22 protein-coding genes are annotated in these 26,055 nt (G+C 65.7%); 9 read left to right on the forward strand and 13 right to left on the reverse strand.

The window, feature by feature from the left end; genetic code table 11:
- Window positions 1-115: 115 nt before the first annotated feature.
- Window positions 116-346, reverse strand: a complete 231-nt coding sequence (locus OPU67_RS12150) for a helix-turn-helix domain-containing protein (protein ID WP_267619922.1) — start codon at window positions 344-346, stop codon at window positions 116-118.
- A complete protein-coding gene (locus OPU67_RS12155) occupies window positions 346-975 on the reverse strand; it encodes a hypothetical protein (protein WP_267619924.1) in 630 nt (209 codons plus the stop codon). Before OPU67_RS12155 ends, OPU67_RS12150 begins: the two co-directional genes overlap by 1 nt.
- A gap of 125 nt (window positions 976-1,100) precedes the next feature.
- Here OPU67_RS12155 and OPU67_RS12160 point away from each other — a divergent pair, with 125 nt between their 5' ends.
- Window positions 1,101-2,048, forward strand: coding sequence for an alpha/beta hydrolase family protein (locus tag OPU67_RS12160; protein WP_267619926.1), 948 nt, complete (start codon window positions 1,101-1,103; stop codon window positions 2,046-2,048).
- A 6-nt stretch (window positions 2,049-2,054) separates the two neighbouring features.
- On the opposite strand, the gene OPU67_RS12165 is transcribed toward OPU67_RS12160, so the two are convergent.
- A complete protein-coding gene (locus OPU67_RS12165) occupies window positions 2,055-3,239 on the reverse strand; it encodes a zinc-dependent alcohol dehydrogenase (RefSeq protein ID WP_267619928.1) in 1,185 nt (394 codons plus the stop codon).
- Window positions 3,239-3,904 (reverse strand): SRPBCC family protein, encoded by a 666-nt coding sequence (locus OPU67_RS12170; protein WP_267619930.1) that lies wholly within the window; start codon window positions 3,902-3,904, stop codon window positions 3,239-3,241. Before OPU67_RS12170 ends, OPU67_RS12165 begins: the two co-directional genes overlap by 1 nt.
- 345 nt (window positions 3,905-4,249) lie before the next feature.
- Between OPU67_RS12170 and OPU67_RS12175 the strand changes: the two genes are divergently transcribed.
- On the forward strand, window positions 4,250-5,080 hold the full coding sequence (locus OPU67_RS12175) for an alpha/beta fold hydrolase (RefSeq protein WP_267619932.1): 831 nt from the start codon (window positions 4,250-4,252) through the stop codon (window positions 5,078-5,080).
- 111 nt (window positions 5,081-5,191) lie between these two features.
- Window positions 5,192-6,427, forward strand: a complete 1,236-nt coding sequence (locus OPU67_RS12180) for an EAL domain-containing protein (protein WP_267619934.1) — start codon at window positions 5,192-5,194, stop codon at window positions 6,425-6,427.
- Between the two features lie 4 nt (window positions 6,428-6,431).
- Here OPU67_RS12180 and OPU67_RS12185 read toward each other — a convergent pair whose 3' ends face one another.
- The 4 genes from OPU67_RS12185 to groES all read right to left on the reverse strand — a co-directional run bounded on the left by OPU67_RS12185 (window position 6,432) and on the right by groES (window position 9,777).
- On the reverse strand, window positions 6,432-6,728 hold the full coding sequence (locus tag OPU67_RS12185; RefSeq protein WP_267619936.1) for a helix-turn-helix domain-containing protein: 297 nt from the start codon (window positions 6,726-6,728) through the stop codon (window positions 6,432-6,434).
- 176 nt (window positions 6,729-6,904) lie between these two features.
- Window positions 6,905-7,318, reverse strand: coding sequence for a hypothetical protein (locus OPU67_RS12190; RefSeq protein ID WP_267619938.1), 414 nt, complete (start codon window positions 7,316-7,318; stop codon window positions 6,905-6,907).
- Between the two features lie 483 nt (window positions 7,319-7,801).
- Complete coding sequence (gene groL, locus OPU67_RS12195) at window positions 7,802-9,433, reverse strand: chaperonin GroEL (RefSeq protein WP_267619940.1); 1,632 nt, start codon at window positions 9,431-9,433, stop codon at window positions 7,802-7,804.
- A gap of 56 nt (window positions 9,434-9,489) precedes the next feature.
- A complete protein-coding gene (groES, locus tag OPU67_RS12200; protein WP_267619943.1) occupies window positions 9,490-9,777 on the reverse strand; it encodes a co-chaperone GroES in 288 nt (95 codons plus the stop codon).
- Between the two features lie 197 nt (window positions 9,778-9,974).
- Here groES and OPU67_RS12205 point away from each other — a divergent pair, with 197 nt between their 5' ends.
- Complete coding sequence (locus OPU67_RS12205) at window positions 9,975-11,036, forward strand: DUF2853 family protein (RefSeq protein ID WP_267619945.1); 1,062 nt, start codon at window positions 9,975-9,977, stop codon at window positions 11,034-11,036.
- A gap of 70 nt (window positions 11,037-11,106) precedes the next feature.
- Window positions 11,107-11,967 (forward strand): mechanosensitive ion channel family protein, encoded by an 861-nt coding sequence (locus tag OPU67_RS12210; RefSeq protein WP_267619948.1) that lies wholly within the window; start codon window positions 11,107-11,109, stop codon window positions 11,965-11,967.
- On the opposite strand, the gene OPU67_RS12215 is transcribed toward OPU67_RS12210, so the two are convergent.
- The 3 genes from OPU67_RS12215 to rplJ all read right to left on the reverse strand — a co-directional run bounded on the left by OPU67_RS12215 (window position 11,964) and on the right by rplJ (window position 14,909).
- Window positions 11,964-13,358, reverse strand: coding sequence for an MATE family efflux transporter (locus OPU67_RS12215; protein ID WP_267619950.1), 1,395 nt, complete (start codon window positions 13,356-13,358; stop codon window positions 11,964-11,966). The two genes, OPU67_RS12210 and OPU67_RS12215, sit on opposite strands and share 4 nt — an antisense overlap.
- A gap of 583 nt (window positions 13,359-13,941) precedes the next feature.
- Window positions 13,942-14,322, reverse strand: a complete 381-nt coding sequence (gene rplL, locus OPU67_RS12220; RefSeq protein WP_267619952.1) for a 50S ribosomal protein L7/L12 — start codon at window positions 14,320-14,322, stop codon at window positions 13,942-13,944.
- Between the two features lie 71 nt (window positions 14,323-14,393).
- Window positions 14,394-14,909 (reverse strand): 50S ribosomal protein L10, encoded by a 516-nt coding sequence (gene rplJ, locus OPU67_RS12225; RefSeq protein WP_267619956.1) that lies wholly within the window; start codon window positions 14,907-14,909, stop codon window positions 14,394-14,396.
- 388 nt (window positions 14,910-15,297) lie between these two features.
- On the opposite strand from rplJ, the gene OPU67_RS12230 reads away from it, so the two are divergent.
- On the forward strand, window positions 15,298-15,690 hold the full coding sequence (locus OPU67_RS12230; RefSeq protein WP_267619958.1) for a phosphate-starvation-inducible PsiE family protein: 393 nt from the start codon (window positions 15,298-15,300) through the stop codon (window positions 15,688-15,690).
- A gap of 51 nt (window positions 15,691-15,741) precedes the next feature.
- Here the strand turns inward: OPU67_RS12230 and OPU67_RS12235 are convergent, their stop codons facing one another.
- Together OPU67_RS12235 and OPU67_RS12240 are read right to left on the reverse strand one after the other, a co-directional pair.
- The gene (locus OPU67_RS12235) at window positions 15,742-15,978 is read right to left on the reverse strand and encodes a helix-turn-helix domain-containing protein (RefSeq protein WP_267619960.1); all 237 of its coding nucleotides are present in this window, start codon (window positions 15,976-15,978) and stop codon (window positions 15,742-15,744) included.
- The gene (locus OPU67_RS12240; RefSeq protein ID WP_267619962.1) at window positions 15,978-16,520 is read right to left on the reverse strand and encodes a DUF2975 domain-containing protein; all 543 of its coding nucleotides are present in this window, start codon (window positions 16,518-16,520) and stop codon (window positions 15,978-15,980) included. Before OPU67_RS12240 ends, OPU67_RS12235 begins: the two co-directional genes overlap by 1 nt.
- Before the next feature lie 567 nt (window positions 16,521-17,087).
- On the opposite strand from OPU67_RS12240, the gene rpoB reads away from it, so the two are divergent.
- From rpoB to rpoC, 3 genes are all read left to right on the forward strand, one after another.
- Window positions 17,088-21,278, forward strand: a complete 4,191-nt coding sequence (gene rpoB, locus OPU67_RS12245; protein WP_267619964.1) for a DNA-directed RNA polymerase subunit beta — start codon at window positions 17,088-17,090, stop codon at window positions 21,276-21,278.
- A 3-nt stretch (window positions 21,279-21,281) separates the two neighbouring features.
- Window positions 21,282-21,518: a hypothetical protein gene (locus tag OPU67_RS12250; protein WP_267619966.1), complete on the forward strand. Its 237-nt coding sequence runs from the start codon at window positions 21,282-21,284 to the stop codon at window positions 21,516-21,518.
- Between the two features lie 62 nt (window positions 21,519-21,580).
- A complete protein-coding gene (rpoC, locus tag OPU67_RS12255; protein WP_267619968.1) occupies window positions 21,581-25,891 on the forward strand; it encodes a DNA-directed RNA polymerase subunit beta' in 4,311 nt (1,436 codons plus the stop codon).
- Window positions 25,892-26,055: the final 164 nt, after the last annotated feature.

Here is a 26,055-nt window from a genome sequence, read left to right on the forward strand (position 1 = left end):
CCGTGCCGCAAGCGCGGCGGTCCTGCGCACCACCAGCGAGGACGCGCGCTGGATCCGGGGCGAGCACCGCATCGGGTAGGGGCCGATTGCGGCGGCGACCGGCCGTCGCCGCCGTTCAGGCATCGTGCCGCAGATCATCCTCGGACCGCACATAGTCGAGGATGTCGCCCGGCGCGCAGTCGAGGTAGCAGCAGATCGCCGCGAGCGTCGAGAACCTGACCCCCTTCACCCTGCCGGATTTCAGAAGCGAGAGGTTCGATTCCGTGATCCCCACCGCCTGTGCAAGTTCCTTCGATCGGACCTTGCGGCGCGCCAGCATCACGTCGAGATTGACGACCACCGGCATCACACGATCTCCGCCAGGTCCTGCTCCGCCCGAAGGCCGGCGGCCAGCGCCCAGCTGACGGCAAGCGCCACCAGCGCCAGCAGCAGGTTGAGCGCCCAGCGGCCGAGGTTGACGCGCAGGGCAAAGGCGGCATCCGGATCGAAGGCCTGCGCCAGCTGGGTCGTCTGGAGCGCCTGACCCAGCGGGACGGCCATGACCGCGATGAGCGCGAACAAGGCCCCGCGCCGCAGCCATGGCAGCGACCTGTCGAGGGCGCGGCCCTCAGTTCTGCCCAGCGCCCAGATGCCCCACGCAACCGACAGCAGCAGGCCGATGACCGGCACATCGATCACCATCTGCCCGGCCAGCAGCACCTGCCGCACGCCCCGGCTGCCGAGGTGATCTTGCAGGACCCGTTCCGGATCGGGCCCGGTCTCCGCCAGCGCCCGCACATCGTCGGGAAGGAGATTGAGCGGCGCTGCTTGCGCTGCACACCCATGTCGGTCGCAGGCGATGGTCACGGCCATCAGCTGAGGGGCAAGGGCCGCGGCGCAGATGATTGCCAGGCGGAAGGCGGCAGCGGCGGCGAAGGCAATCGCGATGGCCTTGCAAGCGCGGCTTTGGCCCAAGGTCAGACGGGCTTCGATCATGGCAATCTTTCTGTTTTACGAAAAGTCATCCCTGTATTACCAAAGTTTCCAGCCCCTGCCGAGTCGGGATCGTCCGATCGGCCGCGCCTTGGAGCCCTGCCGTGCCGTTGCGATCTGTCCTGCTGATGTGCCCGCTGCTTCTGACCGCCTGCACGGTCACCGTCGGGGCGTCATCGCTTCTGCCGGACCTGCCCGAGCCCGCAGGCGATCGCCCCGCCGCGCCTCCGGCCGCCCCGGCGCCCTCCGCCGGCGCGGGCGATCAGCCGGTTGCGGCAAAGGAGATCGCGGTCGATCAGGCATCGCTGTTTCCCGCCCTGCCCGATCCGGACGAGCGCCGCGTCGCCCCGCCCGGCGGCTATGTGCGCGAAGATCGCATCCTTACCCTGCCGGGCCTTGGCGATGTGCACGTCGCGCGCCTCTCCCGGCCGGGCAACCGCGCGACCGTGATCTACAGCGGCGGCAACGCCTCCTTCATCGCCACCTCGGGCGAACGCCTGAACCGGCTGGCCGAGATCACGCAGGCCGATATCGTCACCTTCGACTATCCCGGCAGGGGCGGAACCACCATCGCCAACACGCCCGCCACCCTTCTGGGCTTGGGTCCGGCGCTCGTCGCCGCCTTGCGCCGGGAAGGATGGATCGCCGAGGGCAGGCTTTACGCCTACGGCTTCTCGCTCGGCGGGGCGTTCGCGGCCAACATGGCGCGCAGCGGCGGCTTCGACGGGATCATTCTCGAAGCGACCGCGCCCGATATTGCCGCGGTCGTCCGCAATGCCGTGCCGCCGGCGATGCGTCCTTTCATCCGCGTGCGGATTTCCGACGAGCTGAAGCTCTACGATTACCGCGGCTATGTGATTGAGGCGCGGGCCCCCGTCCTCGTCATCGCCGGGGAGGCGGACAAGACGGTGGATGCCGAATTATCGCGCCGCTTTGCCGATGATCTCGCGGCGCAGGGCCTTGCCGTCACGTTCCGGCAGGTGCCGGGGGGACACGGCGACGGCCTCGACGCCGAGAGCGGACGGGCCGCGGTGCAGGAATTCCTCGCCGCAGCCGCCGTGCGAGCGGACCGCTGAACGCGGCTAAGCGGCCATCATCCCCGGCTTCAGCACCACCTTGGTCCAGGTGTCCTGCTGCTGCTTGAAGTTCTTGTAGCCCCTGGGCGCATCCTCCAGCCCCAGGCGGTGGCTGATGAGGAGGGTGGTGTCGAGCTTGCCCTCCTCGATCATCGCCAGCAGGTCCGCGAGGTAGCGGTGAACGTGGGTCTGCCCGGTGCGTAGCTGCACCCCCTTCTCCATCAGCGCGCCCAGCGGGAACTTGTCGGTCATCCCGCCATAGACGCCGGGCATCGACACCCGCCCGCCGGGGCGCACCGCGAGGATCGCCTGCTTCAGCGCGCTCGCCCGGTCGGCGCCGATGCCGATGGTCTGCTTGGCGACGTCGATGATGTTGTCGATGGCAAAGCCGTGGGCTTCCATCCCCACCGCGTCGATCACCGCATCGACCCCGATGCCGCCCGACATCTCCATCAACGCCTCGCGCACGTCGGTGGTGCGGAAGTTGATGGTCTTGGCGCCGAGCTTCCTCGCCAGCTCCAGCCGGTGCGGATAGTGGTCGATCGCGATCACCTGCGCCGCGCCCATCACCAGCGCCGACTGGATCGCAAACAGGCCGACGGGGCCGCAGCCCCACACCGCCACCGTGTCGTCCGGGCCGATGTCGGCGTTCTCGGCCGCCATCCACCCGGTCGGCAGGATGTCCGAGAGGAACAGCACCTCCTCGTCGTCGAGATGGTCGGGCACGACGATGGGGCCGACATCGGAGAAGGGCACGCGCACATATTCGGCCTGCCCGCCCGAATAGCCGCCGGTCATGTGCGAATAGCCGAAGATGCCCGCCATCGGGTAGCCGTAGAGCTTCTCCGACATATCCTGCTTTTCGACCGGGTTCGAATTTTCGCAGCACGAGAACTGGCTGATCCGGCAGTGGAAGCAGCCGCCGCAGCTGATCGGGAAGGGGACGACGACGCGCTCGCCCTTCTGCAAGGTGCTGGCCGAGCCGGTCTCGACGACTTCGCCCATGAACTCGTGGCCGAGGATGTCGCCGGGCTTGAGCGAGGGGATCACCGCGTCGTAGAGGTGCAGGTCGCTGCCGCAGATCGCGGTCGCGGTGACCTTGATGATCGCATCGCGCGGGTTGACGATCTCGGGATCGTCGACCGTGTCGACGCGGACGTCTTGCTTTCCATGCCAGGTCAGGGCGCGCATCAGCGGGGTTCCTCCGTGTTGTATTCGGCATAGGTGCGTGCCGGGGTGGCGATCTCGCCGGTTTCCATCAGCATCTTGAGGCGTTTGAGGTCATGGCGCGCCTGCATCTCGGGGCTGCGCCCGGCGAGGGTTGCAAGGATGTCGCCGACCTTCCCGCCCTTTGGCTTGTAGGCGATGATGAGGCCGACGCGCGTGCCCCGGTCTCCCGGCGCGTCCTCGAAAGTGACGCGGCCCTCGGTGTCGATCTCCGAGCCTTCCGTCGAGCGCCAGGCGATGAGCTCGTTCTCGATCTCGCGCGCGATGCGGGTCTCGACGGCGAAGCTGGTGCCGAGCGGGCCCTTGATGTGCCAGACGCTCAGCGCCGCATCGCCGGTGACCGGCTCGACCCGCTCCAGATTGGCCATGAAGGTCGAGAGGTTTGAAAAGTCGCGCCAGAAGGCATAGAGTTCAGGCCGCGGCCTGGCGATGGTGACGGTGCGGCCGACCACCTGGTAATCGCCGAAAGAGCGCCGCGCAGTGTGCCCGGGCGCGCTTTCGTGGTCGTTGCCGCTCTCGCGGCGGCGTCGCCGGGCGGCGGCGGTCAGCCCTGCGGCGAGGGGGATGGTGGCAAGGCCGATCCCGGCCAGCGCGAGATAGGGCCATCGGCTCGCAGTGTCGTGACGCATCGGTTCCTCCGCGTGATGATCGAAGCCGCGAAGGTCGCACGCGGGCCGGGGCCGCCGGCTATCCTGCACTAGCGACCCGGCGCGGGCGAGCGGGTCGGGGGTGCAGCTCGGCGTCCCGCTGGCGACGGCCTGCGCCAGTGCGAGGCACGCAAGCGACAGGCAGAGCTATCGGGTCCGCGCGCTTCGTGCCACCATCGCCTCCGCGCCGCACGCGAGTCTTCGGGGGAGTGCGGCCGCGCTGCGGGGGCGCGTCCGACAACAGGGGTTCAGTCTGTCCGTTCCATCAGGGCCGCCCGCCGCCATGCCGCGCCGGGCGTGCCCCTCAGCGCGCGAAGGAGCCGCATCATGCCGACGATCACCACCGACGATGGCACCAGCATCTTCTACAAGGACTGGGGGCCGAAGGACGCGCCCGCCATCGTCTTCCACCACGGCTGGCCGCTGTCCGCGGACGACTGGGACAACCAGATGCTGTTCTTCCTCAATGAGGGCTTCCGGGTGATCGCCCACGACCGGCGCGGACACGGGCGCTCGGACCAGACCAACACCGGCAACGAGATGGACACCTACGCTGCCGACGTGATCGCGCTGGCGCGGCACCTCGATCTCCAAGGCGCGGTCCATGTCGGCCATTCGACCGGCGGGGGCGAGGTGATCCGCTATGTGGCGCGGGCCGAGCCCGGCCGGGTCGCCAAGGCGGTGCTGATCGGCGCGGTGCCGCCGATCATGCTCAAGACCGAAGCCTACCCGCTCGGCCAGCCGATCGAGGTGTTCGACGGCTTCCGCGCCGGGCTTGCCGCCAACCGCGCGCAGCTGTTCCTCGATGTGCCCAGCGGGCCCTTCTACGGCTTTAACCGCGAGGGCGCCGAGGTCAGCGAGGGGCTGATCCGCAACTGGTGGCGGCAGGGCATGATGGGCGGCGCCAAGGCGCATTACGACTGCATCAAGGCCTTCTCGGAGACCGACTTCACCGAGGATCTCAAGGCCGTCACCCAGCCGGTGCTGCTGATGCACGGCGTGGACGACCAGATCGTGCCGATCGACGCTTCGGCCCGCACCGCGATCACGCTGCTGCAAAACGGCACGCTCAAGGAATATCCGGGCCTACCGCATGGCATGGCCTCGACCCATGCCGACACGATCAACGCGGACCTGCTCGCCTTCATCCGGGGGTGAGCGGGAGCGGGCGCGGAGCGATGCTTAATTTCGCGCTCCGCGCCTCCTCCGCAGGCGTGCGCATCAAGAGGTTACCGCAGGATTGGGAGTCGGAGCGGCATAGGCGCGCCCATGAGCAATCTTGCACATCTCCTGTTTCCGCCCACCGTGTCCGACGCGACCGAAGTTGCCCTGCCCAATTCCTGCGTGCGCGAGGAAATCGGCGATATGCTGGAGGCGGTGCGCGCCCGGCTGGACATGGACGTCGCCTTCGTCTCGCGCCAGATCGGGGCCACGCACCGCATCTTCACCCACGTCGCCGCGCGCGGCCGTGCGCCGCTGACCACGGGCGATCACAACCCCAATGACAACAGCCTGTGCTGGCTGGTGATCCAGGGCAAGCTGCCCGAACGCGTCACCGACACCAGCCTCTACGAGGTCGCGGTATGCCTGCCGATCGTCGACCAGCTCAACGTGCGCTCGCACTTCAGCGTGCCGCTGCTCCGCCGCGACGGGCGGGTGCATGGCAGCCTGTGCTGCTTCAGCTACCGCCCGCGCCCCGACGTGGGCGAGCGCGAGATGCAGATGATCCGCTCGGTCGCGGCGATCGTCAGCGACCAGATCGAAACCCGCATCGAACTTGAGGAGGCCTGCGAGGAGGCGGGCCGCGAGATCGTGCGGCTGATCGCGGACGATACCCTCGCGGTGATCCACCAGCCGATCTACGACCTCACTGACTGGCACCTGGTCGGCCACGAGTGCCTGATGCGCAACCGCGCCGATCCGCAGCGCTCGCCGCTCGACCTGCTCGAGCGCGCGCGCGCCGCGGGCAAGACCAAGGAGCTCGAGCTGCACGCCGCAAGGAAAGCGCTGGCAACGCTCGACCCGGCGCATCCCGAACGCTTCATCGCCATCAACGTCTCGCCCGCGACGCTGGTCAGCGATGAGTTGGCGTCGCTGATCCCCGAGGGGCTCGAGGCGCGGCTGGTGATCGAGCTGAACCAACAGGAATCCGCCCCGCAGCGAGCGGTGGTCAAGGACGCGATCGAGGCGTGGAAGGCGCGCGCCTGGGTGGCGGTCAACTCCGAAGGGGCGGGCTTTGCCGGCCTGCAATCGCTCGTCGATCTCGGCCCCGATATCGTCAAGATCGACCGCGAGTTCCTCTCCGGCCTCTCCACCGACGGCGCGCGGCGGGCGCTGGTCAAGGCGCTGGTGCAGTTCGCGGCCGAAACCGGCGTGACGCTGATCGCGCAAGGGGTCGAGACCCGCGAGGACCTGCAGGCCCTGCGCGAGCTCGGCGTGCGGTTCGCGCAGGGCTACATCCTCGGCAAGCCGGCCGCGCCGGGGTGCGGCGTGGCGGTGTGCTGAAGGGCTAGATCTGCGCCCGTCGATAACGGCCCGGCGAAATCCCCACCTCCTTGCTGAAGGCGGCGGTGAAGTGGGCCTGGTTGGCAAAGCCGCATTCCAGCGCCAGTTCCGCTAGCGGCATGGCGTCCTCGGTCAGCAATTGCCGCGCCCGTTCGAGCCGGCGGGCGCGCAGGTAGTGATAGGGTGTCTCGCCCGTCGCCAGCTTGAACACCCTGAGGAAATGGTTGACTGAAAGGTCCGCTTCCCGCGCAAGGTCATCGAGGCCGATGCTCTCGTTGAGATTGGCCTCGATGAAATCCATCACGCGCTTGAGCTTTGCGGGCGCATGAATTCCGGCCTGTTGCCGGACGTGAACGGCAGATTGCTCTTTAGGCTCCGTCCCATGGATCCCCCCGATTGCCCCCCGCACAAACAATCCATCCGCGCGCAGGAAGTCAATTGACGAGAATTCGAAAATAAGGGGGTCCGCGATCGCGGTCAGGAGGGATCTGCGCCAGCCGTGCCGGAAGGGGCAGTATCGTACCCGGAGCCCAGCTCCTGCATGAGCTCGATCCGTTGCTTCCTGAACAACCCGGCGAGCTTGGCTTCCGCATCCACGCTGATTTCGAGCAGGCCCTTGCGCTGGCTGACAAACCCGCGCTCGGTCAGGGCATCGGCCCATCGCTGGGTCGTCGCGAGGCCCAGATCGATGGTCTGCGCCACATCGGCGAGCACACAGGGTTCCCCCTTGCGCGCCGCGATGAAGGCGCACAGCAGGATGTCCCAGCCCGGCTCACCAAGCAGATCGCGATCGACCACCAGTGCGCGCGTCTGCCGCTGCGCAAGGATCTTCTGCGCCTGCTTGAGAAGGGGATCGCGACCCCTGCCTGGGAACTGATCGATCAAGGCCATAGGAACATCCAGTCTTCGACAGTCGGTTGGCGGCTAACCCTCCTTTCCCTCGTCTGCCTCCAGGGCATCGAGAGCGTGCGAGAGGTATATGCCGACCATCGTCAGCTTTAGGCGATCTGCTTTTTTCAGAAGGGCTTTAAGCTCCGCTTTCAATTCCCGCTTATCAGCGTCCAAATCGTTATGGTTCACAAAGTGCTCACAGAAGTTATGCCGTTTATCGGAAACGGACGGACCCGGTAACTAACGAGAGGCTAACAGCCGCTTGCGATTCGGGGCGAACAGAAACGCGGATTTCCCGATTTGAAGCATATGCACGTGCGCAAATGAAAACCCCGGCGGATCGCTCCGCCGGGGTTTTCTTGTGTCCTGTGGCTGGGCCGCCTCGGGCAAAGCCCGAGTCGTCAGACGGGGCCTTGCGGCCCCGCTGGCCGGCCGCGGGCGTGTGCCGCGCCAGCCTTGGCTGGCACGGCCCGCCCTAGCGGCTTAGAACCCCATCCCGCCCATGTCGGGCATCGCGGGGGCGGCCGGCTTGTCTTCCGGACGCTCGACGATCGCCGCTTCGGTGGTGATCAGCAGGCCCGCAACCGAAGCCGCATCCTGCAGCGCGGTGCGCACGACCTTGGTCGGGTCGATCACGCCGGCCTTCACCAGGTTTTCGTAGGTGTCGGTAGCGGCGTTGAAGCCCTGCGTTTCGTCATTCTCGCGCAGCAGGTTGCCCGCAACGACCGCGCCATCGTGGCCCGCGTTCTGGGCGATCTGCTTGATCGGGGCGGTGATCGCCTTGCGGACGATGTCGATGCCGCGGGTCTGGTCTTCGTTGGCGCCGGTGAGGCCTTCCAGAGCCTTGGTGGCGTAGAGCAGCGCCGTGCCGCCGCCCGGAACGATGCCTTCTTCCACCGCAGCGCGGGTCGCGTGGAGCGCGTCGTCGACGCGGTCCTTGCGCTCCTTCACTTCGACTTCGGTTGCACCGCCGACCTTGATCACGGCCACGCCGCCGGCGAGCTTCGCCAGACGCTCCTGGAGCTTCTCGCGGTCGTAGTCGCTGGTGGTCGCGTCGATCTGGGTGCGAATCTCGGCGACACGCGCCTTGATGTCGTCAGCTGACCCTGCGCCATCGACGATGGTGGTGTTGTCCTTGTCGATCGAGACCTTCTTGGCCTGGCCGAGCATCCCGATGGTGACGTTCTCGAGCTTGATGCCGAGGTCTTCGCTGATCATCTCGCCCTTGGTGAGGATCGCGATGTCCTGGAGCATCGCCTTGCGGCGATCGCCGAAGCCCGGGGCCTTGACCGCCGCAACCTTGAGGCCGCCGCGCAGCTTGTTGACCACGAGGGTGGCGAGCGCTTCGCCTTCGATGTCCTCGGCGATGATCAGCAGCGGACGGCCCGACTGCACCACGGCTTCGAGGATCGGCAGCATCGACTGGAGGTTCGACAGCTTCTTCTCGTGGATCAGGATATAGGGGTTATCCAGTTCCACGGTCATCTTGTCGGGGTTGGTGATGAAGTAGGGCGACAGGTAGCCGCGGTCGAACTGCATCCCTTCGACGACGTCGAGCTCGAACTCGAGGCCCTTGGCTTCCTCAACCGTGATCACGCCTTCCTTGCCGACCTTTTCCATGGCTTCGGCGATCTTTTCGCCGACTTCACGGTCGCCGTTCGCCGAGATGATGCCGACCTGCGCGATTTCGCTGCTGTCCGACACGTCCTTCGAACGGGCCTTGAGGTTTTCGACCACGGCGGTGACGGCCTGATCGATGCCGCGCTTCAGGTCCATCGGGTTCATGCCGGCGGCGACCGACTTCATGCCTTCGGTCACGATCGCCTGGGCGAGCACGGTGGCGGTGGTGGTGCCGTCACCGGCAGCATCGTTCGCCTTCGAGGCCACTTCGCGCAGCATCTGCGCGCCCATGTTCTCGTACTTGTCCTTGAGCTCGATTTCCTTGGCGACGCTCACACCGTCCTTGGTGATGCGCGGCGCGCCGAAGCTCTTGTCGATCACGACGTTGCGACCCTTGGGGCCGAGGGTCACCTTGACGGCGTTGGCGAGGATATCGACGCCGCGCAGAATGCCTTCACGGGCTTCGCGGCCGAACTTCACGTCCTTGGCAGCCATGATTGTTTCTCCTGAGATTGGTTGTGGTTAGAAAGAAAAGACGGGTGTCAGCGGCTTCAGCCGACCACGCCCATGATGTCGCTTTCCTTCATGATCAGCAGGTCTTCGCCGTTGATCTTGACTTCGGTGCCCGACCACTTGCCGAACAGCACGCGGTCACCGGCCTTGACGTCGAGCGCGATGCGGTTGCCGCTATCGTCACGGTTGCCTTCGCCGACGGCGATGACTTCGCCTTCGCTCGGCTTCTCCTGAGCGCTGTCGGGGATGATGATGCCGCCGGCGGTCTTGGTGTCGGCTTCGATGCGACGGACCACGACGCGGTCATGGAGCGGACGAAATGCCATGTGTATGACCTTTCCTTGAATGGATGAGTTGGCTTGGCACTCTCCGTCTGAGAGTGCCAACGCGGGCGCAGATGGTTCGCGCCTCGCATTGAGTCAAGGCGTGACCTCAAGATTTTTTTAGGTCGTCGACCCGATGTCTGGTAAGGTCGCGCGGGGATCATGTTCGGGACGCTCCGACCGGGGCGAGGGGTATGAATATGGCCGATGAAAAGCCGGCGCCCGATTGGGCCGCCGATGTGAAGCGTTATGCGCCCGATGCCGATGACGGCGTCATCCAGAAAATCGTGAACTATTGCGGGATCGCGCTCAGATCACGCGATGCCTCGCTGGTGTCCTTCACCGACCCAGCCGAGACTGATCGGGTGCGCGAGAATTACTGCAAGAAGAAGCTCGCGCTGGAAGATCCCGACGATGTGCTCGACGGCGCCATCGCGGAGGTCGGCAATCGGATGAGCGATACCAGTTTCCGCAACCGGGTGACGGTCTACTACCTGCTCGCCGAGCATTTCGGGAAGCTGGATGTGTTCGGCGGCGCGGCGAGCGCTGCTGTCCCGGTCGCGCCGCTCGCCGCCGCTGCGCCGCTGGCTGCGGCCGCTGCGCCGCCCGCCGCTCCGGCCGCCGCACCGCCTGCGCCCGCTGCGAGCCATGACGACCGTTCCAGCGCTGCCGCCGTTCGCCCACAGGCGCTTGCCTCCGGGGTTGGCGGTGGCGGCGCTGCCGATAGTGGCGGGTTCCTCGGCTTTGCTGCCGTGGTCTTCGTCGGAGCGGCGACGGTCATGCTGCTCTCCGTCATTCTCGGGAGCTACGTCGCCGGGCGCTTCGACAAGGAAGCCCCGCCACCTGCTGCGCCCGCCGCCGCCGCGCCCGCTCCGGTGGCGGAGCCTGCCCCAGCCCCTGTGCCCGAAGGGGCCGGGATCGTCTCCGAGGTGGTCGATGGTCGGCCCAAGGTCTCGGTCTATTTCGCCGTCGGCAAGAACGACATCGCGCCCGACTTTGCCGCCGCCGTCGCGCCGGTGAAAGCATGGCTCGACGCCAACCCCGCAGACCGCGCGCAATTGAGCGGGTTCACCGACCCCACGGGCGATGCCGCTGCCAATGCCGAGCTCGCCAAGAAGCGCGCGCAGGCAGTCGCAGCGGCGCTTACGGCGGAAGGGATCGCGCCTGAGCGGATCGATCTGGTCAAGCCGGAGGACACATCGGACGAGGCGAGCGACCTTGCGGGCGCGCGGCGGGTGGAAATCACCGTCACTCCCGGCTAGGCTTGCGGGGCAAGGCGGGGCGGCCAGCGTGTTGCCCCGCGCCCTCTCCTGCCCCGACAAGTGAGCTTCAGTGACATCTCCCGCCCCCAAACTGCCATCCAAGCTCGCCGCCCTGAATGACGAGATCAACGTCGCGCACGAGGCGTGGCTGTGGCTCAAGGTCAACCTTGCCTTCCTGACCGGCGCGATCGCGGTGACGCTGGCGGGGATCCTGCTCGCCCGGCTGCTGTCGCGTTGGGCCGACCGGGCGCTGACCAGCAACACCCGGATCGAGCCGACGGTCGCCAAGTTCCTCTCCAACCTTATCCGCTATGCCCTGTGGGTGGTGGTGGCGGTGACGGTGCTCACGCAGTTCGGGGTGCAGACCACCAGCATCATCGCGGCCCTGGGCGGCTTGGCGCTGGCAGTGGGCCTCGCGCTTCAGGGGACACTCTCGAACGTGGCGGCAGGCGTGATGATCCTGATCCAGCGGCCCTTCCGGGTGGGCGAGTTCATCACCGCAGGCACGGTATCGGGCACGGTGCAGGGGATCGGGCTGTTCACCACCGAGCTGCTCCAATTGGATGGCCTCTATGTCATGGTCCCCAACAACGAGCTGTGGAACAAGGCGGTGGTCAATGCCTCGCGCATGCCGACGCGGCGGTTCGAGCTGATTGTGCCGATCGCCTATGAGGACGATCTGACCGCGGCCAAGGCGGCGATGCTCGAACTGGCGAGCGCCGATCCGCGCGTGCTGGCCGAGCCCGCGCCGGTCGCCTTCGTCGCCTCGCTGGGCGACAATGCGGTGCGGGTGGGGATGCGCGTGTGGTGCAACGCGGGGGACTTCCTCGCGCTGTCATGGGCGCTGAACGAGGGCGTGAAGCTCAAGTTCGACGAACTCGGGATGCACATCGCGACCGGCGTCGCTGCGGCGGCAGCGCCCGCGCGCTAGATGGGGGCGTAGTCCGTCAGCCCCAGCCCATCGCGCCGCGCCCAGCGCCACAGCAGCAGGGCCGCGGCGAAGAACAGGCCGGTGGCGAGCCCGATCCACACCCCCGTCCCTTCGAGCGGGGTGAAGAAGCCGAGCCCGATCGCCATGCCGAAGCCCGGCACCCAGTAGGCGAAAATCGCGATCCACATCGGCACGCGGGTGTCCTGAAGCCCCCTGAGCGCGCCCGCGCCCACGGCCTGCACGCCGTCAGCCAGCTGGAAGATCGCCGCGAGCGTCAGATATTGCACCGCAAAGCCGACCAGCGCGGCGTTGGCGGCCGCATCGGGATCGACATAGACCCGCAGCAGCACCGTGGGCACCAGCATCATCGCCAGCGCGGTGGTGCACATGAACCCCGTCCCGATCGCGATCGCGACCCAACCTGCGCGCCCCGCCGCCAAGCGGTCGCCCGCGCCGTGGTGGAAGCCGACCCGGATGGTCGCCGCCTGCGCCGTGCCGAAAGGGATCTGGAAGGCAAGCGCGGCGAGGTTCAGCGCCAGCGTGTGCGCGGCAAGTTCCGTCTCGCCGAAGCGGCCCATGAGCAGCGCCGCGCCGCTGAACAGCCCGGCCTCGGCCAGCACCGTCATCGCGATAGGCGCGCCGATCACGATGATCTCCTTGAGGCGCGACCACTCGGGCCGCCACCAGCGCCCGAAGATGCGGTAGCGGTGCAAGCTGCGGTCGCGCCCGATCACGATGACATAGGCGGCGAGCATGGCGAGCGCGGTCAGCACGCTCGACAGCGCCGAACCCATGAGGCCCAAGGCGGGCAGGCCGAGATTGCCGAACACCAGCGCCCAGTTGCCCAGAATGTTGGTCCCCAGCGCCAGCAGGGTGATCGCGGTCGCATAGCCGGGCTTGCCCAGCGCGGCGACGAAGATGCGGAACACGCCCGCCAGGATCATTGGGATCATCGCGAAGGCGATCACGAACAGGAAATCGCCCGCGATCGCGGCAATCGCGGGCTCTTGCCCGGATGCCACCAGCAGCGGCTCGCCCGCAAAGGCGATCCCCATGCCGACGAGGCCGAAAGCGACCGACACCCACATCCCCATCCGCACCGTGCGGCGGATGTCGCGCACCGAGTGAAGCTTGCGCCCGCGCTCGGCCGCGATCAGCGGGGCGCAGGCACCGACGAGGCCGGTCATCGCCCACAGGGTCAGGCCGAAGATCGCGATCCCGAGGCTCGATGCGGCAAGCGGGGTGTCGCCGAGGCGCGCGATGAAGATCACGTCGACCGCATGGATCAGCATCTGGAGCAGGTTCGTCGCGGCAAGCGGCACCGCCAGCGCCAGCGTCGCGCGCAGTTCCTGCCCCCAGCCGGGCGTCGAGAGAGTGGTCGCCTGTGTCATCGTCTGTTCGCTGCCCGCGGTCAGGCGAGCCGGCCCGGATAGGGGAGGGGGCGATTCGGAGAAAGCGGAAAGGTTGGATGGGCGGGCGGCGGCGTGGCCCGGTCCACCTGCGCGTGTCGCCGACACCGCCCTTGCCGCGGGCGGCGCGGCGCGCGCTGTCGCGGCCCGATCCGTTGGTCGGCGCAGGGCTCCCTATTCCTGCCGCTTGCCCCCCCTTAGACCCCCGCCAGTGCCGTTTCGCCCCCCGTTTGCCCGGGGTTCGCCGAGGCTTGCAAGCCTGTTGGAGCGGTGCCCGGCACACCCTTGGCCGACAGGAGGTCAGGGAGCGTCACGCCTGTCGAAATGCACCGTCAAATCCCTGTTCGCAGAGGCGTTTTTCACGCCGCGCCCGGCTTTGGGAAAGCGGCCGAAGGACCGGATGTCCAACCCGCAGCCGCTTTCCAGGGGTCTCGCATGATGCCCGGCGCGCAGCGATGTTTCACGTGAAACATCCGCCGGACAAGGCCGGCGCACGAAAAAGGGCGGCGCCATCGCTGGCACCGCCCCCTTTTCGCGACGATCCGAAGATCGCAGGCAGAAGAGCTTACTTGAGCTCGACGGTGCCGCCGGCTTCCTCGATCTTCTTCTTGATCTCTTCGGCTTCGGCCTTGTTGACGCCTTCCTTGATGGCCTTCGGCGCGCCTTCGACGAGCGCCTTGGCTTCGGTGAGGCCCAGGCCGGTGATGGCGCGGACTTCCTTGATGACCTGGATCTTCTTCCCGCCGTCACCGGTCAGGATGACGTCGAATTCGGTCTGCTCTTCGGCAGCCGCGCCGGCGTCACCACCGCCAGCGGCGGGGGCAGCCACGGCAACCGCGGCAGCGGCGCTCACGCCCCACGCTTCTTCAAGCGCCTTGGCGAGTTCGGCGGCTTCGAGCACGGTCAGCTTCGAAAGTTCTTCAACAAGCTTGGCAATATCGGCCATGATGGTTCACTCCAAATTGTGGCGGGGCGAATGTGCCCCAACAGATTGTTTCGTCTGGCGAAAAACGTCTCTTACGCTGCGTCCTTGTCCGCGTAGGCGGCGAACACACGGGCGACCTTGGCAGCGGGGGCCGTGACGACCTGGGCGATCTTGGTCGCCGGGGCGTTGACCAGCCCGATGAGCTTGGCGCGCATCTCGTCGAGGCTGGGCATCGTGGCAAGCGCCTTGATCCCGGCTTCGTCGAGCACGACCGAACCCATCGACCCGCCGACGATCTCGAGCTTGTCGTTCGACTTGGCGAAATCGACAGCGGCCTTGGCAGCCGCGACCGGGTCCTTCGACCAGGCCAGCCCGACCGGGCCGGTGAGCATGTCACCGAGCCCGACATAGTCGGTGTTCTCGAGGGCGAGCTTGGCGAGACGGTTCTTCGCAACCTTGTAGGTGGCGCCAGCATCGCGCATCTTCCCGCGCAGGTCGGTGGACTGGGCCACCGTCATGCCGAGATTGCGGGTGACGACCACCACGGCAACCTCGTTGAAGACCGCATTGAGCTGGGCAACCGCGTCGGCTTTCTGCGAACGATCCATGCCATACTCCTTCACATTTGGCCGACCGGGATGGCTCCCGGACGACCGGCTACGTTTTGTCCATGCGCGAGGCCACGAGGGCTCCGCGCACGGGCGAGTCCGTCGATAGGGAAGGAGGGTGTGCCATCCGGCACGTCTCACGGTTCCCGCTGTGCGGGGCCGTGCGAAATCTCGTTTCCCCGTCTAGGCTGGAGATTAAGCAGGCCCGATTGCCTGCGCCAACTGTCTCGGACGGATGATCCTCGAAAGGATCGGGCGGGGCCAATAGCCGTGCCGGAGCCTGAGTCAAGCGGATTGTCCCCGTGCGGCCGCCGTGACGGGACGCGATCAACCCTTACGGGCTCCCGGGTCTTTGGTCTGCCGTTGCCTTGTTCTATAGGGCTACGTCATGACCGAACCCGATCCCGCGCATCCTTCCTCGGCCAATCCGGCAGCCCGCGCGCTGCGCTTCATCGAGCAGGCCCTGCTGATGGTCGCCGCGCTCATGACCCTGGGGGCGGCGGGGGCTGAGGTCGCGGCAGTGTATCAGCGCGGCAGCATCGTGCTTGCCGATATCCTGCTGATGTTCCTTTACACTGAGGTGATCGCGATGATCGCGGTGTTCTACACCGGCAAGGCGAGCTCCTTCGTCTTCCCGATCTTCATCGCCATCACCGCGATCGCGCGGCTGATCGTCTTGCAGGGGAAGGACATGCAGGCGGAGAATGTGGTGTTCGAGGCCGGCGCGATCCTGCTGCTGGCCTTCGCGGCGCTGGTGATGGGACGGGTGCGCGCGGACTGAGCCGATCCTACCCGGCAGGGCCGGAGCAGCGCCGCCCCGGCTCCGCCCCGATCAATCCGCGCTGTAGGCGAGAAGGTCCCCCGGCTGGCATTCCAGCTCGCGGCAGATCGCGGCGAGGGTGGAAAAGCGGATCGCCCTCGCCTTGCCGGTCTTGAGGATCGAGAGGTTGGCCAATGTCAGCCCCACCCGGTCGGCCAGTTCGGTCAGCGTCATGCGGCGGGCGTGGAGCAGGTCGTCGAGCTTCACCATGATGCGGGTGCCTTCGAGATCGTCATTGCTGGGGGGCATCACACGGTTCCTTCCAGGTCTTCGCGCATCGCGGCGCCGTGGCGGAAGACGCGGGCGAGAATGAAGAGCACCAGAACGATCAGGAAGCCAGTCAGATCGTTAGGGCTGATGTCGAATCCGCTCTCGCTTTGAGGGTCGATCAGACTGGCGGCGTAGACCCGCAGCTCGCCGACGATAACGGTCAGAACCTGCGAGCTGAGAAGCAGCCATGCCATTGCGTTAAGGCGCTGCGCGTTGTCAGGGATGAAGGGGTCGCCCTTGCTGGCGCTCTCGATGAGCGCGCGCATCTTGCCGAAGAAGAAGAACATCGCGGTAAAGTTGACGATGACCGTGAGGCAGATCGCGGCCGTCACAAGCGGGTATTTTGCGACGTCCGGTAGGCCCTGTGCGTCGACCAGCCCGGGCAGCATGCCCTGGCTCAAAAGCGCGACAAGCACGATTAGCGCGAAAAAAACGCCGCCCCCCAACACGCAAAGAGCCTGAAGGGCAAAAGCGACGATTTTTCCGAGTTTGAGCAGGGCGTCATCTTTAGCGAGGGTCATGATCGTGTCTCCGGTTGTGCGTTTAAGCGAGGGCGACGATTGCCAGTGCTACGGACGTTTCGGCGCGCGCCGGCGCAGCCGCAGGTTGCGCTTTGTTCGAGCTCAGAAGCGCAGGCAGCAAAAGCGAGGTTGGGGTAAAGGTTCATATCGAGTGTCGTGTGCAGGCACATTGTTATTCGATAAATTCGCCTTTGCACGATTTGCGATTTATCGTCAATCAATAATATTGAAAAACGATATTGCCCGTGTGGTTTCGCGGTAAGGCTTGGACGCCCGCCCTCCGTCGGTCGCACCCGCATTGACAGACGCGGGGGGCGCTCCTAAATCCCGCCCTCTCGCTCGCTTCGAGCAGGGCTGATTCATGCGCGGGAATCGGCCTCAGGATGGAAGCGGCGAAGGCCATTTACGCGACGGACACCGGGAGGCTGCTGCCGACACCGCTTCAAGGGCGGAGTCTGGCGTGCGGCTTTTGTGCGTTGGAATGGCCGCCTTTTCGCGTGGAACGACAGCGATTTTTACCCCCGCGCGGCATCCTCGCGCGGCCCAATTGAAGAGGCCCACTCCCTCATGGCAACCAAGGCGAAGCCGCCCGTCACCCGCAGCCGCAAGGCGCAAGGGACCGCCAAGAAGCGCATCCGCAAGATCTTCGGCGACATCCACGAAGTGGTGCAGATGCCGAACCTCATCGAGGTTCAGCGCGAAAGCTACGAGCAGTTCCTGCGTTCGGACAAGGCCACGGGCTATGTCTCGGGCCTCGAAAAGACCCTGCGCTCTGTCTTCCCGATCCGCGATTTCGCCGGCACCGCCGAGCTTGATTTCGTCCATTACGAACTCGAAGACCCCAAGTACGACACCACCGAGTGCCGTCAGCGCGGCATTACCTATGCCGCCCCGATGAAGGTGACCCTGCGCCTCATCGTGTTCGAGGTCGACAGCGAAACCGAAACCCGCTCCGTCCTCGATATCAAGGAGCAGGACGTGTACATGGGCGACATGCCGCTCATGACCGAGAACGGCACCTTTATCATCAACGGCACCGAGCGCGTGATCGTCTCGCAGATGCACCGCAGCCCCGGTGTGCTGTTCGACCATGATCGCGGCAAGACCCATTCCTCGGGCAAGCTGCTGTTCGCCGCGCGCGTGATCCCCTATCGCGGCTCGTGGCTCGACTTCGAGTTCGACGCGAAGGACATCGTCAACGTCCGCATCGACCGCAAGCGCAAGCTGCCGGTGACTGCGCTGCTCTATTCGCTCGGCCTCGATGCCGAGGACATCCTCGGCTACTTCTACAACACCGTCACCTGGGACCGTGCCAAGGATGGCTGGAAGATCCCGTTCGTGGCCGAACAGTGGCGCAACGCCAAGCCGACCTTCGCGCTGGTCGATGCCGCGACCGGCGAGGAAGTCTTCCCCGCCGGCCAGAAGATTTCCCCTCGCGCCGCGAACAAGGCGGCCAAGGATGGCCTCACCGAACTGCTGCTCCCCACCGAGGAAGTCGTCAGCCGCTATGCCGCCGCTGACATGATCGACGAGGCGACGGGCCGCATCTACATCGAAGCGGGCGATGAAGTGACGCTGGAGCATGTCGACATCCTCGACAAGGCCGGGATCGACCGCCTGCCGCTGCTCGACATCGACGAAGTCAACACCGGCCCGTGGATCCGCAACACGCTGAAGGCCGACAAGGCCGAGAACCGCGACGAGGGCCTCGAGGCGATCTACAAGGTCATGCGTCCGGGCGAACCGCCGACGAAGGAAACCGCCGAGGCGCTGTTCGAAGGCCTGTTCTTCGATGCCGAACGCTATGACCTGTCGGCCGTGGGCCGCGTGAAGCTCAATATGCGTCTGGGCCTCGAGTGCGAGGACACCGTCACCACGCTGCGCAAGGAAGACATCCTCGCGGTGGTGAAGGAGCTGGTCGGCCTCAAGGACGGCAAGGGCGAGGTCGACGACATCGACAACCTCGGCAACCGCCGCGTGCGTTCGGTGGGCGAGCTCTTGGAAAACCAGTACCGCGTCGGCCTGCTGCGCATGGAGCGCGCCGTGAAGGAGCGCATGAGCTCGGTCGACGTGTCGACCGTGATGCCGAACGACCTCATCAACGCCAAGCCCGCCGTGGCGGCTGTGCGCGAGTTCTTCGGTTCCTCGCAGCTCTCGCAGTTCATGGACCAGACCAACCCGCTCTCGGAAGTCACCCACAAGCGCCGCGTTTCGGCGCTCGGGCCGGGCGGTCTGACCCGCGAGCGTGCGGGCTTTGAAGTGCGCGACGTGCACCCGACGCACTATGGCCGCATCTGCCCGATCGAAACGCCCGAAGGCCCGAACATCGGTCTGATCAACTCGCTCGCGAGCTTCAGCCGCGTCAACAAGTACGGCTTCATCGAAACCCCCTACCGCAAGGTGGTGGACGGCAAGGTGACCGGCGACGTGATCTACCTCTCCGCGATGGAAGAGCAGAAGCACACCGTCGCGCAGGCCTCGGCCGAGCTGAACGCGGACGGCTCGTTCGTGGAAGAGCTGGTCTCGGCGCGTCACAATGGTGACAACCTGATGGCCCCGCGTGAACATATCACGCTGATGGACGTCTCGCCGAAGCAGCTGGTTTCGGTCGCGGCTTCGCTGATCCCGTTCCTCGAAAACGACGACGCCAACCGCGCGCTGATGGGCTCGAACATGCAGCGCCAGGCCGTGCCGCTCGTGAAGGCGGAAGCGCCGTGGGTCGGCACCGGCATGGAAGAAACCGTGGCGCGCGATTCGGGCGCGGCGATTGCGGCCAAGCGCGGCGGGATCGTCGACCAGGTCGACGCGACCCGCATCGTCATCCGCGCGATCGGCGATGTCGAACCCGGCCAGTCGGGCGTCGACATCTATACGCTCCAGAAGTTCCAGCGTTCGAACCAGAACACCTGCATCAACCAGCGTCCGCTGGTGAAGGTGGGTGACGTGATCGAAGCGGGCGACATCATCGCTGACGGTCCTTCGACCGACCTCGGCGAACTCGCGCTGGGCAAGAACAGCCTCGTCGCGTTCATGCCGTGGAATGGCTACAACTACGAAGACTCGATCCTGATCAGCGAACGCATCGTGAAGGACGACGTCTTCACCTCGATCCATATCGAGGAGTTCGAAGTCATGGCCCGCGACACCAAGCTCGGGCCGGAAGACATCACCCGCGACATCCCGAACGTCGGCGAGGAAGCCCTGCGCAACCTCGACGAAGCGGGCATTGTCTATATCGGTGCGGAAGTGCACCCCGGTGACATCCTCGTCGGCAAGATCACCCCGAAGGGTGAATCGCCGATGACTCCGGAAGAAAAGCTGCTGCGCGCGATCTTCGGCGAAAAGGCGAGCGATGTGCGTGACACCTCGCTGCGTCTGCCCCCGGGCGTCGCGGGCACCGTGGTGGAAGTGCGCGTGTTCAACCGCCACGGGATCGAGATCGACGACCGTACCCGTGCGATCCAGAACGAGGAAATCGAACGCCTGCGCAAGGACGCCGCGGACGAGCGCAACATTCTGAACCGCGCGACCTACAACCGCCTCAAGGACATGCTGCTGGGCCAGACTGCCTCGGCCGCGCCCAAGGGGCTGAAGAAGGGCGAGGTCATCACCGAAGAGCTGCTCGAAGGCGTTGACCGTCATGAATGGTTCAAGTTCGCGGTGGCCGAAGATGGCCGTCAGGCGCAGATCGAGGCGGTGAAGAGCCAGTACGACGAAGCCGTCGCGCTGATCGATGCCAAGTTCCATGACCGCAAGGAAAAGCTGGAGCGTGGTGACGAGCTGGCTCCGGGCGTGCTCAAGATGGTCAAGGTCTTCGTCGCGGTGAAGCGCAAGCTGCAGCCGGGCGACAAGATGGCCGGCCGTCACGGGAACAAGGGCGTCATCAGCCGCATCCTGCCGATTGAGGACATGCCGTTCCTCGCCGACGGGACGCATGTTGACCTCGTGCTGAACCCGCTGGGCGTGCCGTCGCGCATGAACGTCGGGCAGATCTTCGAGACGCACCTTGGCTTTGCGGCCCGCGCGCTGGGTCACGAGATCAAGGATATGCTGGAGGAATGGCACGCCGCCAATCCGAACGCTGCGCAAGACTACGCCAATGTCGCGCCGCCTGCCGCTGTGCTGGACCGCCTCAAGGACATCTACGGCGATCAGTATGTCGAAGACCTCGAAAGCCGCTCGACCGCCGATATCGTGGAGCTCGCGGGCAACCTCTCGGCCGGTGTGCCGATGGGGACCCCGGTGTTCGACGGCGCGCGTGAAGCCGACGTTTCGGATATGCTGGTCAAGGCGGGGATCGATTCCTCGGGCCAGAGCGTCCTTTATGACGGCCGCACCGGCGAGGCGTTCGACCGCAAGGTGACCGTGGGCATCATCTATATGCTCAAGCTCCACCACTTGGTCGACGACAAGATCCACGCCCGTTCGATCGGCCCCTACTCGCTCGTCACCCAGCAGCCGCTGGGCGGCAAGGCGCAGTTCGGCGGCCAGCGCTTCGGGGAAATGGAGGTCTGGGCGCTCCAGGCCTACGGCGCGGCCTACACCTTGCAGGAAATGCTGACGGTGAAGTCCGACGACGTGGTCGGCCGCACCAAGGTCTACGAGGCGATCGTCAAGGGCGACGACACCTTCGAGGCCGGCATTCCGGAGAGCTTCAACGTGCTCGTGAAGGAAATGCGCAGCCTCGGCCTCAACGTCGAGTTGAAGTCGATCCTCGACGAGGACGACGACGGCGAGATGCTGGAGGCAGCGGAGTAAAGGATGCGGAACCTGTTTAAGCGCGACGAGCGTGTCGTCATTACCCGGGGCTACCTGCTCGGGCAGCACTCCATCAGCCTTATGGTGGTGGGCGCGATGCTGGGTAGAAGTTCGGGCCTGATCCCGGACTGGGTCGCGATGGCGGTCGTCGCGCTTGGATTGGTGGGGATGGTCTGGTGCTTCTCGCACCTCTGGGATGCCCCGCAGCCGCTTGAACAGGATCGGCCTGCGACCGACTGACCACAGGGCGCGCCAAGCCCTCGATCACACACCGGATTTCATCCCCTTAAGGGAACACAGTCATGAACGACCTGACCAAATTCACCAACCAGCTGGCGAAGCCCGAAACCTTCGACCAGATCCAGATCGGCATCGCCTCGCCGGAGCGCATCCGCTCGTGGTCCTATGGCGAGATCAAGAAGCCCGAGACGATCAACTACCGCACCTTCAAGCCGGAGCGTGACGGGCTGTTCTGCGCGCGCATCTTCGGCCCCGTGAAGGACTACGAGTGCCTGTGCGGCAAGTACAAGCGCATGAAGTACAAGGGCGTCGTCTGCGAAAAGTGCGGTGTCGAAGTCACGGTGACCAAGGTCCGCCGCGAGCGCATGGGCCACATCGAACTGGCCGCGCCCGTCGCGCACATCTGGTTCCTGAAGAGCCTGCCCTCGCGCATCGGCCTGCTGCTCGACATGCAGCTCAAGCAGCTCGAGCGCGTGCTCTACTTCGAAAGCTATATCGTCACTGAGCCGGGCCTGACCCCGCTCGAGAAGTACCAGCTGCTGACCGAGGATGAACTCCTCGAAGCGCAGGACGAGTACGGCGAAGACGCCTTCACCGCCGACATCGGCGCCGAAGCCGTGCGCACCATGCTGATGCAGCTCGACCTCGAGGCCGAGCGCGATGCGCTGATGGACGAGCTCGCCACCACCAAATCGGCATTGAAGCCCAAGAAGATCATCAAGCGCCTCAAGGTCGTCGAGAGCTTCATCGAATCCGGCAACCGCCCGGAATGGATGATCCTCGAAGTGATCCCGGTCATCCCGCCCGAACTGCGCCCGCTGGTGCCGCTCGACGGGGGCCGCTTCGCGACCTCGGACCTCAACGACCTCTACCGCCGCGTCATCAACCGCAACAACCGGTTGAAGCGCCTCATTGAACTGCGCGCGCCGGATATCATCGTGCGCAACGAAAAGCGCATGCTGCAGGAAGCGGTCGATGCGCTGTTCGACAACGGTCGCCGTGGCCGGGTCATCACCGGTGCGAACAAGCGTCCGCTCAAGTCGCTGTCCGACATGCTCAAGGGCAAGCAGGGCCGCTTCCGCCAGAACCTGCTCGGCAAGCGCGTCGACTATTCGGGCCGTTCGGTGATCGTGACCGGTCCCGAGCTCAAGCTTCACCAGTGCGGCTTGCCGAAGAAGATGGCGCTCGAGCTGTTCAAGCCGTTCATCTACGCGCGTCTGGATGCCAAGGGTCTGTCCATGACCCTGAAGCAAGCCAAGAAGTGGGTCGAGAAGGAGCGCAAGGAAGTCTGGGACATCCTCGACGAGGTGATCCGCGAACACCCCGTGCTGCTCAACCGCGCGCCGACGCTCCACCGCCTCGGCATTCAGGCGTTCGAGCCCGTGCTGATCGAGGGCAAGGCGATCCAGCTTCACCCGCTGGTGTGTTCCGCCTTCAACGCCGACTTCGACGGTGACCAGATGGCGGTCCACGTGCCGCTGAGCCTCGAAGCCCAGCTCGAAGCGCGCGTGCTGATGATGTCGACCAACAACATCCTCTCGCCCGCCAACGGCAAGCCGATCATCGTGCCTTCGCAGGACATGGTGCTGGGGATCTACTATCTCTCGATGGAGCGGCAGGAGAAGCACCCGGAATACATCGAGGAAGCCGACGGCACCAAGATCGAAAAGCTCCCGCGCTTTGCCGACATGGCCGAAGTGCACCAGGCGCTCGAAACCAAGGCGGTCACGCTCCACACCCGTATCATCGCCCGCGTTCCGCAGGCCGACGAGCAGGGCGTGGTGTCGATGAAGCGCTTCGTCACGACTCCGGGCCGGATGCTGATCGGCGAGTGCCTGCCGAAGAACCACAAGGTGCCGTTCGACATCATCAACCGCCTGCTCACCAAGCGTGAAATCGGCGACGTGATCGACCAGGTGTACCGCCACACCGGCCAGAAGGACACGGTGCTGTTTGCCGACGCCATCATGGCGCTGGGCTTCCGCCACGCGTTCAAGGCAGGCATCAGCTTCGGCAAGGATGACATGATCATCCCCGACGCCAAAGAGAAGCTGGTCGAGGAGACCAAGGAACTGGTTGCCGGTTACGAGCAGCAGTACCAGGACGGTCTCATCACCCAGCAGGAAAAGTACAACAAGGTGATCGACGCCTGGTCGAAGTGCGGCGACATGGTCGCCGACGCGATGATGGCCGAGATCAAGGCGCAGCCGATCGATGCCGAGACGGGCAAGGAAGCCCAGATCAACTCGATCTACATGATGAGCCACTCGGGCGCGCGCGGCAGCCCGGCGCAGATGAAGCAGCTTGCCGGGATGCGCGGGTTGATGGCCAAGCCTTCGGGCGAGATCATCGAGACCCCGATCATCTCGAACTTCAAGGAGGGCCTCACCGTCCTTGAATACTTCAACTCGACCCACGGGGCCCGCAAGGGCCTCGCGGACACCGCGCTGAAGACCGCGAACTCGGGTTACCTGACCCGCCGTCTCGTCGACGTGTCGCAGGATTGCGTCATCGTCGAGGAAGATTGCGGCACGCAGAACGCGCTGGAAATGCGCGCCATCGTGCAGGGCGGTTCGGTGATCGCCTCACTCGGCGAGCGTATTCTGGGCCGCACGGTCGCAGAAGACATCGTCAACGCGGCGACCGGCGAAGTGATCGTGACCGCGGGCACCCTGCTCGACGAAGCGATGGTCAAGGCGATCGAGGCGGCGGAAGTCCAGTCGGCCAAGATCCGCTCACCGCTGATCTGCGAAGCGGAACAGGGCGTGTGCGCGACCTGCTACGGCCGTGACCTTGCCCGCGGGACCCCGGTGAACATCGGCGAAGCGGTGGGCGTCATCGCGGCGCAGTCGATCGGTGAGCCCGGCACCCAGCTGACGATGCGGACCTTCCACATCGGCGGCGCGGCGCAGCTCAACGAAACCTCGCACCTCGAAGCGATTTCGGAAGGCCGCATCGAGTACCGCGAAATGCAGACCATCACCGACAAGATGGGCCGCATCCTTAGCCTGTCGCGCAGCGGCGAAATCGCCGTCATCGACGCCGAAGGCCGTGAGCGCGAGATGCACAAGGTGCTCTACGGGACCGTCCTCAAGTTCAAGGATGGCGATCAGGTCAAGGTCGGCGATCGCATCGCCGAGTGGGACCCGTTTACCCTGCCGATCATCACCGAGCAGTCGGGCGTGGTGAAGTACCAGGACCTCATCGAGGGCATCACCCTCGAGGAGCAGATGGATGATGCCACCGGGATCGCGCAGCGCGTGGTGACCGAGAACCGGGCGACGGGCCGCAAGAAGAAGGAAGACCTGCGTCCGCGCCTCACCCTCTTGGGTGAAGCGGGCGGGGAGACCGAAGCGGCACGCTATATGCTCGCGCCGGGCACCACCCTGTCGGTCGAGGACGGTCAGACGGTCGAGGCGGGCGACATTCTCGCCCGTGCCAGCCGCGAAGCTGCCAAGACCCGCGACATCACCGGGGGTCTCCCGCGGGTGGCCGAACTGTTCGAGGCGCGTATGCCCAAGGACGTGTCGGTCATCGCCAAGATCTCGGGCCGGATCGAATTCGTCCGCGAATACAAGGCGAAGCGCAAGATCGCGATCATCCCCGAGGAGGGCGAACCCGTCGAGTACCTAATCCCCAAGACCAAGGTGATCGACGTGCAGGAAGGCGACTACGTGAAGAAGGGTGACACCCTGATTTCCGGCTCGCCCAACCCGCACGACATCCTCGAGGTGCTGGGCGTGGAGGCGCTGGCCGAGTATCTCGTCGACGAGATCCAGGAAGTCTATCGCTTGCAGGGCGTGAAGATCAACGACAAGCACATCGAGGTGATCGTTCGCCAGATGCTGCAGAAGGTCGAGATCACCGACGGCGGGGACACCACCCTGCTGCCGGGCGAGCAGGTGGACCTGGCGGAGATGCTCGAGATCAACGCCAAGCTGGCCCAGAGCGGCAAGGGCAAGCAGCCCGCCGAAGGCAAGCCGGTGCTGCTCGGCATCACCAAGGCCTCGCTTCAGACCCGTTCGTTCATCTCGGCGGCCTCCTTCCAGGAGACCACCCGCGTGCTCACGCAGGCGGCGGTCGAAGGGAAGAAGGACACCCTGATCGGGCTGAAGGAGAACGTGATCGTCGGCCGTCTCATCCCCGCCGGGACCGGTGCGGGCATGAACCGCCTGCGCGTCACCGCCAACAGCCGCGATGCGGCGCTCAAGGCGGCGTGGAAGAAGCAGCAGGAAGCCCTTGCTGCCTCGGGCCAGCGCGAGGTGGAGCCGGAAGCGGACGCGATCGGCTCGGAAGAGAAGATGAAGGCCGCGATGGCCGCTATGGCGGCATCCGCCCCGGCGGCCAGCGTCGAGGACGACGGCGAGGAGTAAATCCCGCCCCGCCTCGTGCGGCACGAAAGGCCCCGCCCGAGCTTCGGCTCCGGCGGGGCTTTTTCGTCGGCGCCGGGACCTTTGGCGAAATTCCGCTATTGCAAGTCAATCGCAATTAGCTAGGCTGCAAGGACCGCCCCGACTCAGCCCTCCCGCGAGGTTCC

This window comes from Erythrobacter sp. WG (assembly GCF_026586795.1).
Classification (GTDB): Bacteria; Pseudomonadota; Alphaproteobacteria; order Sphingomonadales; family Sphingomonadaceae; genus Erythrobacter.